12 protein-coding genes are annotated in these 10,976 nt (G+C 73.7%); 3 read left to right on the top strand and 9 right to left on the bottom strand.

The genetic code is table 11. The features are described 5' to 3' along the window. The 3 genes from L1885_RS15725 to L1885_RS15715 all read left to right on the top strand — a co-directional run. Positions 1 to 838, top strand: an 838-nt coding sequence (locus tag L1885_RS15725) for an ABC transporter permease (protein WP_235797742.1), incomplete at its 5' end; no start/stop codon positions are given. Next, the gene (locus L1885_RS15720) at positions 835 to 1,818 is read left to right on the top strand and encodes an ABC transporter ATP-binding protein (RefSeq protein WP_235797741.1); all 984 of its coding nucleotides are present in this window, start codon (positions 835 to 837) and stop codon (positions 1,816 to 1,818) included. The genes L1885_RS15725 and L1885_RS15720, both read left to right, overlap by 4 nt. Before the next feature lie 3 nt (positions 1,819 to 1,821). Further along, positions 1,822 to 2,844 (top strand): ABC transporter ATP-binding protein, encoded by a 1,023-nt coding sequence (locus tag L1885_RS15715; RefSeq protein WP_235797740.1) that lies wholly within the window; start codon positions 1,822 to 1,824, stop codon positions 2,842 to 2,844. 77 nt (positions 2,845 to 2,921) lie between these two features. Here the strand turns inward: L1885_RS15715 and L1885_RS15710 are convergent, their stop codons facing one another. The 9 genes from L1885_RS15710 to infB all read right to left on the bottom strand — a co-directional run. Beyond that, positions 2,922 to 3,386: a hypothetical protein gene (locus L1885_RS15710; protein ID WP_235797739.1), complete on the bottom strand. Its 465-nt coding sequence runs from the start codon at positions 3,384 to 3,386 to the stop codon at positions 2,922 to 2,924. 25 nt (positions 3,387 to 3,411) lie between these two features. Then, a complete protein-coding gene (locus tag L1885_RS15705) occupies positions 3,412 to 4,746 on the bottom strand; it encodes a WXG100 family type VII secretion target (RefSeq protein ID WP_235797738.1) in 1,335 nt (444 codons plus the stop codon). Continuing rightward, positions 4,743 to 5,036 (bottom strand): DUF6317 family protein, encoded by a 294-nt coding sequence (locus L1885_RS15700; RefSeq protein ID WP_235797737.1) that lies wholly within the window; start codon positions 5,034 to 5,036, stop codon positions 4,743 to 4,745. Before L1885_RS15700 ends, L1885_RS15705 begins: the two co-directional genes overlap by 4 nt. Continuing rightward, positions 5,036 to 5,437 (bottom strand): SAV_915 family protein, encoded by a 402-nt coding sequence (locus L1885_RS15695; protein WP_235797736.1) that lies wholly within the window; start codon positions 5,435 to 5,437, stop codon positions 5,036 to 5,038. Before L1885_RS15695 ends, L1885_RS15700 begins: the two co-directional genes overlap by 1 nt. A 244-nt stretch (positions 5,438 to 5,681) precedes the next feature. Then, a complete protein-coding gene (locus tag L1885_RS15690; RefSeq protein WP_235797735.1) occupies positions 5,682 to 6,683 on the bottom strand; it encodes a bifunctional riboflavin kinase/FAD synthetase in 1,002 nt (333 codons plus the stop codon). A gap of 200 nt (positions 6,684 to 6,883) precedes the next feature. Then, positions 6,884 to 7,783, bottom strand: coding sequence for a tRNA pseudouridine(55) synthase TruB (truB, locus tag L1885_RS15685; protein WP_235797734.1), 900 nt, complete (start codon positions 7,781 to 7,783; stop codon positions 6,884 to 6,886). After that, positions 7,780 to 8,286 (bottom strand): 30S ribosome-binding factor RbfA, encoded by a 507-nt coding sequence (rbfA, locus tag L1885_RS15680; RefSeq protein ID WP_235797733.1) that lies wholly within the window; start codon positions 8,284 to 8,286, stop codon positions 7,780 to 7,782. Before rbfA ends, truB begins: the two co-directional genes overlap by 4 nt. 181 nt (positions 8,287 to 8,467) lie before the next feature. After that, the gene (locus tag L1885_RS15675; RefSeq protein WP_235797732.1) at positions 8,468 to 8,764 is read right to left on the bottom strand and encodes a DUF503 domain-containing protein; all 297 of its coding nucleotides are present in this window, start codon (positions 8,762 to 8,764) and stop codon (positions 8,468 to 8,470) included. A gap of 171 nt (positions 8,765 to 8,935) precedes the next feature. Continuing rightward, positions 8,936 to 10,976: translation initiation factor IF-2 (infB, locus tag L1885_RS15670; RefSeq protein ID WP_235797731.1), on the bottom strand; the 2,041-nt coding region annotated here is incomplete at its 5' end.

Below are 10,976 nucleotides of genomic sequence, written 5' to 3'. Positions count from 1 at the left end.
CTGGCGCGGCTACCGCGCGCACCGGGCCGGCCTGTGGGGCCTCGCAGGGCTCGTGGCGCTGGCCCTGGTCGCCGCGGCGGCGCCCCTGCTCGCCGGGGACGACGTGCGCAGCGTGACGGCGGCGACGGGGGCGCCGCTCGCCCCGCCGAGCGCGCGCTACCCGCTCGGGACGGACCAGTTCGGGCGCTCGCTGCTGGGCCTGCTGGTGTGGGGCGCGCGGGTGTCGCTGGCGGTGGGGCTGCTCGCCGCCGCGCTGTCGGTGGCGATCGGCACGCTGGTCGGAGTGGTGTCCGGGCACTTCGGCGGGGCGCTGTCGACGGTCGCGATGCGGGTGACGGACTGGTTCCTGGTGATGCCGACGCTGGTGCTGGCGATCGTCCTGGCGACCGTCATGTCGCGTTCGCTGTGGACGGTCGTCCTCGCGATCGGGGTGACGAGCTGGCCGACGACGGCCCGGCTGGTGCGCGCCCAGACCATCGCGGTGGAGTCCCGCCCCTACATCGAGCGGGCCCGGGCCCTGGGCGGCGGGCACCGGCACGTGATGACCCGGCACGTCCTGCCCAACGTGATGCCGCTGGTGCTCGCGCAGACCACGCTCGGCATCTCGGCGGCCATCCTCACCGAGGCGACGCTCGCGTTCCTCGGTCTCGGCGACCCGACGGTCGTCTCCTGGGGCGGCATGCTCCAGGACGCCCGGGAGGCGGGCGCCGTCTCGTCGGGCCACTGGTGGTACCTGGCGCCGCCGGGCATCGCGATCGCACTGGTCGCGCTCGCGTTCACGCTGTGCGGCCGCGCCGTCGAGTCCGTACTGAACCCGAGGCTGGGGGTGGGCGGGTGAGCGCCGGACGGACGGGCGCGGCGCCGCTGCTGCGGGTGGAGGACCTCTCGGTCGTCTACGGGACGGGCGCGGCCGCCGTGCCCGCGGTGCGCGGCGTCGATCTGGCGCTGGAGTCGGGCGGCACCCTCGGGCTCGCGGGCGAGTCCGGGTGCGGCAAGTCGACCCTGGCCCTGGCGCTGCTGCGGCTGCTGCCGCCCGCCGCGCGGCTGTCCGGGCGGATCCTGCTCGACGGGGAGGACGTCCTCACCATGCGCTGGGGGCGGCTGCGGGCCGTGCGCTGGGCGGGTGCGTCGATCGTGTTCCAGGGCGCGATGCACTCGCTGAACGCCGTCCACCGCGTGGGCGACCAGATCGCCGAGCCGCTGCTCGTGCACGGGCGCGCCACGCCGGCCGCCGCGCGCCGGCGGGCCGGGGAGCTCCTGGAGCAGGTCGGCCTGCCCGCCGCGCGGGCGGCGGCCCGTCCGCACGAGCTGTCCGGCGGCCAGCGCCAGCGGGTGATGATCGCGATGGCGCTGGCGTGCGAGCCGCGCCTGGTCGTCGCCGACGAGCCGACGACGGCCCTCGACGTGATGATCCAGGCGCAGATCCTGCGGCTGATCGAGAACCTCGTCGCCGAGCGGGGCATCGGGCTGCTGATGATCAGCCACGACCTCGCGGTGCTCGCGGACACGTGCGAGCGGCTGGCGGTCATGTACGCGGGCCGCATCGTGGAGCAGGGCCCCGCGCGGGCCGTGTACGAGGCGGCCGTCCACCCTTACGGCCGGGCGCTGTCGGGGGCGTTCCCCCGGATCGGGGACCCGGCGTCGCGGCGCGCGCCGCGCGGCCTGCCGGGCGACCCGCCGGACCCGGCTGCGCTGCCGTCCGGTTGCACGTTCCACCCGCGCTGCCCGGTGGCCCTGTCCGGCTGCGCGCACGAGGACCAGCCGCTGCGGGCGGCGGGCGAGGGCCGCCTGGCGGCCTGCGTACGAGTGGGAGAGTGAGCGATGGCCACCGCGCCGGTCATGAAGGAGGCCCCGGGCACGGGGGCGCTGCTGCGGGCGGACGCCCTGTCGGTCGCGTTCCCGGGGCGGCGCGGCGGGCCGCCCGCGCACGCCGTGGACGGTGTCGACCTGGACGTCGGGGCGGGCGAGATCGTCGCCCTGGTCGGCGAGTCGGGCTGCGGCAAGACAACGTTGGCCCGGGCCCTGCTCGGGCTGGTCGCGCCGACGGCGGGCAGGGTCGTCCACGCCGGTGAGCCGCTCGCCTACGGGGCCCGCGCCCTCAAGGCGTACCGCAGGCGGGTGCAGCTCGTGCTCCAGGACCCGAGCGGCTCGCTCAACCCCCGCCACACCGTCTACGAGGCGGTGGCCGAGGGGCTGCGCATCCACGGCTGCGCGGGCGACGAGCGGGCGGCGGTGGCCGAGGCGCTCGCCCGTGCGGGTCTGCGGCCGCCGGAGCGCTTCTTCCTGCGCCACCCGCACGAGCTGTCCGGCGGCCAGCGCCAGCGCGTGGTGATCGCCGGGGCGCTGGTGCTGCGCCCGGAACTCCTCGTCGCGGACGAGCCGGTGGCCTCCCTCGACGCGTCGGTGCGCGGCGAGATCCTCGCCCTGCTGCTGGCCCTGCGGGCCGAACTGGGCCTGTCCGCCCTCGTGGTGACGCACGACCTCGGGCTGGCCTGGAACATCGCCGACCGGGTGGCCGTGATGTACCTGGGCCGGGTGGTGGAGATCGGGCCCGTCGAGGACGTGCTGTCGGCGCCGCGCCACCCGTACACCCGGGCCCTGCTGTCGGTGCTCCCGGACACCTCGGCGGACCCGGTCGTCCTGACGGGCGAGCCGCCGGACCCGACGCGCGTCCCCGCCGGATGCCGCTTCCACGCCCGCTGCCAGATCCTCGCGTCGGGCGAGGCGGAGCGCGCGGGCGTCGCGGACGCCTGCCGCACCCGTGGCCTTCCCGTCCTGCCCGGCGCGGGCCCGCACGCGGCGGCGTGCCACTGGGCGGCGGCCGGGGGCGGCGCGGCGGGGTGAGACGCGGCGGGCGACGGCCGGGGCCGCCGTCCGGCGAGGGAGGGCGGGCGAGGGGCGGGGTGGGACGCAGCCGCTCCTCAGGCGCCGTGTGCCTCCATGGCCCGGCGGGCCGTGATCTCCGCGGGCAGGACGCGTACGAACGCGCCGGCCAGCAGCAGGCCGAGGAACCACGCGAGGAGCGGCGCGACGAACGGCAGCAGGAACAGCGCGGGCAGGCGTCCCGCCATGGCCTGTCCCGGGGTCGCGCTCTGCGCCGCCGAGGACCGTGCACCGCTCTGCTCGGGCGTGGGCGGCGCGGCCGTCTTCCGGCGGATCTGCCGGCGTGCCCTGGTCCAGCCCCAGATCCCGCCCGCGAGGCACAGTGCGCAGTACGCCACCCGGCAGACGGCGCGCCAGAGCGGCGGCATGCCGGAGACCAGGTCGAAGAAGCCGTACAGGACGAGCGCGAAGACCCCGCCGACGACGAGGACCGAGAAGCCGCTCACCGTCACGCGGCGGAACCAGTAGGCGAAGCCGCGCCGGTACCAGGTGGTGCCGACCATGGGCAGCCTCGCCGGGGCGGGCGCCTCAGAAGAGACCCGTGAAACCATTCCATGCCTTCTTCGCTGCGTGGCCGACGTCCTTGGCGAGGTTCACGTCGGACTGCCAGGACTTGGACCCGGCGTCTCCCAGACCGTGCAGCACGCCACCCACCACGCCGTGGTCGTGGATGTCCTCGCTCCAGTGCTCGTGCAGGGCCGAGTCGATGTAGTTGGTGGCGCCGATGACGACGGCTCCGCCGACGCCCGCGACCACGGCCACCGGCACCGTGATCTCCGCGGACGCGGCGAGGGCGACCCCGCCCGCGACCGCCGCCGTGCCGACGGCGAGGCCGCCGAGGGCCGCTCCCTCGTCGACCACCACCGAGTGGGTCCACGACCAGCCCTTGTCGTGGTCGTCCTTGGCCTCGAGGAGCCCGACCGCGCCGGCCGCCGCGATGTCCACGACCGGCACTTCCTTGAGGAAGTCGGGCAGCTTCTCGATGCCCTCGCCCACCCGCAGGGCCTTCGCCGCGTCGACGACCTTCGTGTTGAGCGCGTGGTCGTAGGGCAGCGCGGAACTGCCGTGCTCGCCGCGGGCGATGTCCGTCTCCAGGCTGTCCAGCTTCGCCAGCGCGTCGCGGTAGGCGCCCTTCGCGGGCAGGTCCTTGGGCAGCGCCTTGCCGGCCTTCTGGTACGCCTTGCGCTCGGCCCGCAGTTCCTTCTTCGCCTGGTCGGCCTCGTGCTTCGCGTCGTCGAGCTTGGTGGCCGCGTCGTGGCCCTTGGCCCGGGTCCGCTCGGAGTCGTACGAGTACAGGGCGCGCAGGTAGTCCGCGATGGTGAGGTTCTCGCCGTCGGTCGGGGAGTGCCCGCCGTCCTCGCCGGTCGCCTCGCCGTACAGCTTCGCCAGGGCGTCGGCGGCATCGAGGCGGGCCTGCTGCGCCTCGTGCAGGGCGGTCGCGCGCACTCCCGCGTAGTCGTCGAGCGCCTTGATGGCCTTGGACTCCTCCGCGCTCGGCGGGTTGTTGGTCATCAGCGTGCCGGGCACGCCCTTGGGACCGACCGGGACGCCCGCCCGCACGGCGACGTCCTCCGCGTTCTGCAGGCTCGTCTCGGCGGTGGACAGCCGGTTCGACAGGTCCGTGAGCACCGTGCCGACGGCGCCGACGAGTTCGGCGAAGGCGCCGGCCGCCATCGAGTCCGCCGTCCACGCCTCGCGGAACGACTCCGCGGCCTCGCCCTTCCAGCCCGCGTCGTCCACGAGCTTGTCGGCCTGGCCGCCGAGCGGCTCGACCACGCCTTCCAGTGACTTCTTGGCGCCCGTGTACGCGGTGCCCATGGCCCCGAGGCCCGCGATGTCCCCGCCCACCCAGCTGTCGGTCATGTCAGGTCCTCGAACACGCCGTGCACGTCGACGTCGTGGCGCTGGTAGGAGTCGTGGGCGTACGCGAGCTTGTCGCCGTGGTCGGCGATGCGGTCCGTCAGCTTGTCGTGCAGACCGGCGATCAGGTCGGACATGGCCTTGATGGTGCCGTCGAGGCCTCCGTCGCCCGAGCCGGCCACCGCGGGCTTCACGGACTGGTGCAGAGCACCGTAGGCCGTGGCCTGTTTGCGGAAGGTTCCGGCCATGGCGTCGAGGTCGCCGAGCACGACCTGGTAATCGGGATCCCCCATCAGCCCCGTTCCTCTCCCCCGTAGGTGTCGATCAGGTCCTGCGGCCGCCAGGTGCGGGCACCGCCCGTCACCGCCGGATCGAGCCGTACCGCGGGCAGCCCCGCCTCCCGCATGGCCTCCGCGTACCGGCCGAGGCCGACCGCGATCCACGGCTGGGCGTCCCCGAGGGCCTCGACGAGCGCCGCCAGGGTGGTGAAGGCGACCGGCACCGGCGGACCGGCGGCGCAGGCCAGGAGCTCGAAGTCGACCACCGGCGGCCCGTCGTGCCCCGGGCGCGGGTGCGCGGGCGCGAAGACCGTGGTCCCGTACGGCGGCACACCGTCGCGCGGCCGGTCGGGGGCGTCCAGGGCGACGTCGAGGATGCGCGACGCGGCGCGCTCCGGCACGGGCTGCTGGGCCACGGCTTCCCCCTCGTTGGCTGTCCGGGACTCACCGTAGAGGGACCTGGGGGCGGCCAGAACTGTCCGGAGTGGCAAAAAACCGATCAAACAGGCGGCCGGACCGGCATCGTCGCGAAGACTTGCCCGGCGGATGGCCGAGCTTTTACCGGTACGTGACCCTCCGGCGCGCGCCCGCGGCGGCCCGCCCGCCCGGCGGGACGCCTGCCGGGTGGCCAGGCGGCGGCCGGCGCCGGCGAGCGAGGGATCAGGCCGTTTTGCCGGCCGGGCCGCCCGTCCCGTGCCCCGCCGCCCCGCGCTCCGCGTCGTACGCGGCGACGAGTTCGCGGCAGCGCTGGACGTCGCCCTTCATGGCTTCGAGGAGCGCGTCGATCGACTCGAACTTCTCCTGGCCGCGGACGTAGGCCAGGAAGTCGACCGCGACGTGCAGTCCGTACAGGTCGAGGCCGACCCGGTCGATCGCGTACGCCTCCACGGTGCGTTCCACGCCGTCGAACTGCGGGTTCGTGCCGACCGAGATCGCCGCGGGCATGCACTCGCCGGACGCGGTCAGCCAGCCCGCGTAGACCCCGTCCGCGGGGATCGCGGAGTGCGGAAGCGTCGCGACGTTGGCCGTGGGGTAGCCCAGCTCCCGGCCGCGCTGCGCGCCGCGCACCACCACGCCCTCGACGCGGTGGGGCCTGCCGAGGATCTCCGCCGCACCCCGGACGTCGCCCTCGGCGACCAGCCCCCGCGTCAGCGTGGACGAGAAGGGGCGGCCGCCGCCCGCCTCGCCGCTGACGCGCAGGTCGATCACGTCGACCTCGTAGTCGTAGGTGGCACCGAACTCGGCGAGCACGTCCACGTTGCCCGCGGCGCGGTGGCCGAAGCGGAAGTTCGGACCCTCGACGACCGCGCGCGCGTGCAGCTTGTCGACGAGCACCTTCACGATGAAGTCCGCCGGGGAGAGCTTCGAGAACTCGACCGTGAACGGGAGGATCAGCACCGCGTCCACGCCGAGCGCGGACATCAGCTCCGCGCGCCGGTGCTGGGGGGCGAGCAGCGGCGGGTGGCTGCCCGGCCGCACGACCTCGCTGGGATGCGGGTCGAAGGTCACCACGACGGACGGGACCCCGAGTTCGCGGGCCCGCTCGACGGCGCGGCCGACGATCAACTGGTGGCCGCGGTGGACCCCGTCGTAGGAGCCGATGGTGACGACGCTGCGCCCCCAGTCCTGGGGGATGTCCTCCAAGCCGCGCCAGCGCTGCACTGTGACCGCTCCTCGCCCGAAATCGTGTCTGGTCGACATTCGACCAGGCAACCCCAAGACTGCCATGTCGCGGTCGCCGGGGCCGAACGCGCCCCCGGGTGCCGCCGCCGTCGTCGCACGGGAGCCCGCCCGGGGACTTCCCGCACGGCCGCCGGGCCCGCGGGGCCGCGCGCATCCGGCGGCACCGCGGGCGTCCCTCCTCAGCCGAAGACGGCGAGGCTCTTGGCCTTGCCCTTCTGCTCCTCCACGAGCGCGAGGAAGCTCCCGTCGGGGCCGAAGACGGCGACGGGCGAGGCCTCGTACGCCGGCATGTCCAGGCGGACGCCGTTCAGCAGCAGCTTGGCGCGCCGCTCGTCGACGTCCCAGCGGGCGAACGCGGACCCGGCCGCCTCCGCCACCGGCATCACCGTCAGCTCCTCCTGGAGCTGGTCCAGCGTGCGCGCCCCGTCGATGCCGTAGGGGCCGACGCGGGTCCTGCGCAGCGCCGTCAGGTGCCCGCCGACGCCGAGCCCGGCGCCGAGGTCGCGCGCCAGGGCCCTGATGTAGGTCCCGGACGAGCAGACGACGGAGACGACCAGGTCGAGCACCGGCGTGCCGTCCTCGGCGACCGCGGGGCGCACGTCGTACACCCGGAAGGACGACACGGTCACCGGCCGGGCGGGGATGTCGAACTCCTCTCCCCCGCGCACCCGCGCGTAGGAGCGCTTCCCGTCGATCTTGATGGCGCTGACCTTGGACGGGACCTGCATGATCGCGCCCGTCAGCCGCGCCACTTGGGCGTCGACGGCCTCCCGCGTCACGGCGGAGGCGTCCGCGGACGAGGTGATCTCGCCCTCGGCGTCGTCCGTGACGCTGGACTGGCCGAGGCGGATCGTGCCGAGGTACTCCTTCTCCGTCAGCGCGAGGTGGCCGAGCAGCTTGGTGGCCCGCTCCACGCCGAGGACGAGGACGCCCGTGGCCATGGGGTCGAGGGTGCCGGCGTGGCCGACGCGGCGGGTCCTGGCGATCCCGCGCATCTTGGCGACGACGTCGTGCGAGGTGAAGCCCGACGGCTTGTCGACGATGACGAGACCGTCGGGCGTCCGGTGGTGCTCGGTCATTCGGCGGCGGCACCGCCCGCCGCGTCACTGTCGCCGCGGGGACCGGAGGCCGCGGGGCCGCCGGTCTCGTCGGCCTCGTCGTCCTCGCCGGGCTTGCGGTACGGGTCGGCCTCGCCGGCGTACGTCTTGCCCGTCGAGACCTGGCGCACCTCGTCGTCCTTGGCCCGTGCCTTGTCGAGCAGGTCCTCGATGGTGCGGGCGTTGTCGGGCAGGGCGTCCGGCACGAACGCCAGCGTCGGGGTGAAGCGGACGCCGGTCTGGCGGCCCACCTCGGAGCGCAGGACTCCCTTCGCGCTCTCCAGGGCGGCGGCGGAGGCCGCGCGCTCCTCGTCGTCGCCGTAGACCGTGTAGAAGACCGTGGCCTCCCGCAGGTCGCCGGTGACGCGGGCGTCCGTGATGGTCACGAAGCCGAGCCGCGGATCCTTGATACGCCGGTCCAGGGTCTCCGCGACCACGACCTGGATGCGATCGGCCAGCTTGCGGGCCCGCGCGTTGTCGGTCACCGGTCGTCACTCTCTTCTTCTCGGTTGATCTGGGGCTTGAGGGGGGACGGGACGCGCCCGGCCCCCGTGTCCGGCCGGTGGGGCGCGCCCCGCCCGGCGTGTCCGGCTTCCCCCGTGCCGGACGGAGCGTGCCCCGCCCGGCGGTGCGGGCGGCGCGCCCGCTCCGGTGGGGGTGGCGCGCTCAGTCGTCGTCGTCGCCGTGCAGGCGACGCCGCACCGACAGGAGCTCCACCTCCGGGTGGCCCGCCACCATGCGCTCGCAGCGGTCCAGCACGTCCGTGAGATGGGCCCAGTCCCCCGAGACGACCGCGAGGCCGATCTCGGCCCTGCGGTGGAGGTTCTGGACGCCCGTCTCCGCGACGCTCACCGCGAACTTGCGGTGCAGCTCCGCGACGATCGGACGGACGACGGAGCGTTTTTCCTTCAACGACCGTACGTCGCCGAGGAGGAGGTCGAAGGACAGTGTCCCCACATACATGCGTTTCCGGATGTCCCGCCGGTCCGGGTTCGTGAGTGCCTGCCGGCGCGTCCGGCCGTCGGGCCGGACCGGGCAGGATCTTTGAACCGTACACGCAGCGGCCGGGGCCGTTCGACGGATATTTCGTCCGCCGGACGGCCCCGGACCTCATCGTGCTGCGGGAGCCTCGCGTCAGCCGCGCGGCTTCTCGCGCATCTCGTAGGTGGCGATGACGTCGTCGATCTTGATGTCGTTGAAGTTTCCGAGGTTGATACCGCCCTCGAAGCCTTCGCGGATCTCGGTGACGTCGTCCTTGAAGCGGCGCAGACCCTCGATGTTGAGGTTCTCCGCGATGACCTTGCCGTCGCGGATGACCCTCGCCTTGGTGTTGCGCCGGACCTCGCCGGACCGGATGAGGACACCGGCGATGTTGCCCAGCTTGGACGAGCGGAAGATCTCGCGGATCTCCGCCGTGCCGAGCTCGGCCTCCTCGTACTCCGGCTTGAGCATGCCCTTGAGGGCGGACTCGATCTCCTCGATCGCCTGGTAGATGACCGAGTAGTACCGGACGTCCACGCCTTCGCGCTCGGCCATCTGCGCGGCACGCCCGGCGGCGCGCACGTTGAAGCCGATCACGATGGCGTCCGAGCCCATCGCCAGGGAGATGTCCGACTCCGTGACCGCACCGACGCCGCGGTGCAGCACCCGGATGTCGACCTCTTCGCCGACGTCGAGCTGGAGCAGCGAGGACTCGAGAGCCTCGACCGAACCGGACGCGTCGCCCTTGATGATGAGGTTGAGTTCCTGCACGAGGCCTGCCTTGAGCGCCTCGTCCAGGTTCTCCAGGGAGAACCGGACACCCCTGCGGGCGAAGTTCGCGTTCCGCTCGCGGGCCGCGCGCTTCTCGGCGATCTGGCGTGCCGTGCGGTCCTCGTCGACAACCAGGAAGTTGTCGCCGGCTCCCGGCACGTTGGTCAGACCGAGCACGAGGACCGGTGTCGACGGGGGCGCCTCTTCGACGTTGTTGCCGTTGTCGTCGAGCATCGCCCGGACGCGGCCGTACGCGTCGCCCGCGACCATCGTGTCGCCGACGCGCAGCGTGCCGCGCTGGACGAGCACGGTGGCGACGGCGCCGCGACCGCGGTCGAGGTGGGCCTCGATCGCGATGCCCTGCGCGTCCTGCTCCGGGTTGGCCCGCAGGTCGAGCGAGGCGTCCGCGGTCAGGACCACGGCCTCCAGCAGGCTGTCGATGTTCAGACCCTGCTTGGCGGAGATGTCGACGAACATGGTGTCGCCGCCGTACTCCTCGGCCACCAGACCGAACTCGGTGAGCTGTCCGCGCACCTTGGTCGGGTCGGCGCCCTCGACGTCGATCTTGTTGACCGCGACCACGATCGGCACCTCGGCCGCCTTGGCGTGGTTCAGCGCCTCGATCGTCTGGGGCATGACGCCGTCGTTGGCCGCGACGACCAGGATCGCGATGTCCGTCGACTTCGCACCGCGGGCACGCATGGCGGTGAACGCCTCGTGACCCGGGGTGTCGATGAAGGTGATCTTGCGCTCTTCACCGTTGACGTCGGTCGTGACCTGGTAGGCACCGATGTGCTGGGTGATGCCGCCGGCCTCGCCCGCGACCACGTTGGTCTTGCGGATCGTGTCCAGCAGGCGGGTCTTGCCGTGGTCGACGTGACCCATGACGGTGACCACCGGCGGACGCGAGACCAGGGACTCGTCGCCGCCCTCGTCCTCGCCGAACTCGATGTCGAAGGACTCGAGCAGCTCGCGGTCCTCCTCCTCCGGGCTGACGATCTCGAGGACGTAGTTCATCTCGTCCGCGAGCAGCTGGAGCGTCTCGTCGGAGACGGACTGCGTGGCCGTGACCATCTCGCCGAGGTTCATCATCACCGCGACGAGCGACGCCGGGTTGGCGTTGATCTTCTCGGCGAAGTCGGTGAGGGAGGCACCGCGCGACAGGCGGACGCTCTGTCCGTTGCCGCGAGGCAGCATCACACCGCCGACCGACGGGGCCTGCATGGCCTCGTACTCCTGGCGCCTCTGCCGCTTCGACTTGCGACCGCGACGCGCGGGACCGCCGGGACGGCCGAAGGCGCCCTGCGTGCCACCGCGGCCACCGGGACCGCCGGGACGGCCACCGAAGCCGGGACGGCCACCGCCGCCGCCGAAGCCGCCGCCACCGGGACGACCCGGAGCGCCGCCGCCACCGCCGGGACGG

The organism is Streptomyces fuscigenes (assembly GCF_021556455.1).
Lineage (GTDB): Bacteria > Actinomycetota > Actinomycetes > Streptomycetales > Streptomycetaceae > Streptomyces > Streptomyces fuscigenes.
Note: the sequence above shows the minus strand (reverse complement) of the source record. Positions and strands in the feature narration are given on the sequence as shown.

Coding starts and splice junctions, on each gene's coding strand:
- L1885_RS15715 (WP_235797740.1), top strand. CDS start 1,822: ATGGCCACCGCGCCGGTCATGAAGGAGGCCCCGGGCACGGGGGCGCTG.
- L1885_RS15710 (WP_235797739.1), bottom strand. CDS start 3,386: ATGGTCGGCACCACCTGGTACCGGCGCGGCTTCGCCTACTGGTTCCGC.
- L1885_RS15705 (WP_235797738.1), bottom strand. CDS start 4,746: ATGACCGACAGCTGGGTGGGCGGGGACATCGCGGGCCTCGGGGCCATG.
- L1885_RS15700 (WP_235797737.1), bottom strand. CDS start 5,036: ATGGGGGATCCCGATTACCAGGTCGTGCTCGGCGACCTCGACGCCATG.
- truB (WP_235797734.1), bottom strand. CDS start 7,783: ATGACCGAGCACCACCGGACGCCCGACGGTCTCGTCATCGTCGACAAG.
- L1885_RS15675 (WP_235797732.1), bottom strand. CDS start 8,764: ATGTATGTGGGGACACTGTCCTTCGACCTCCTCCTCGGCGACGTACGG.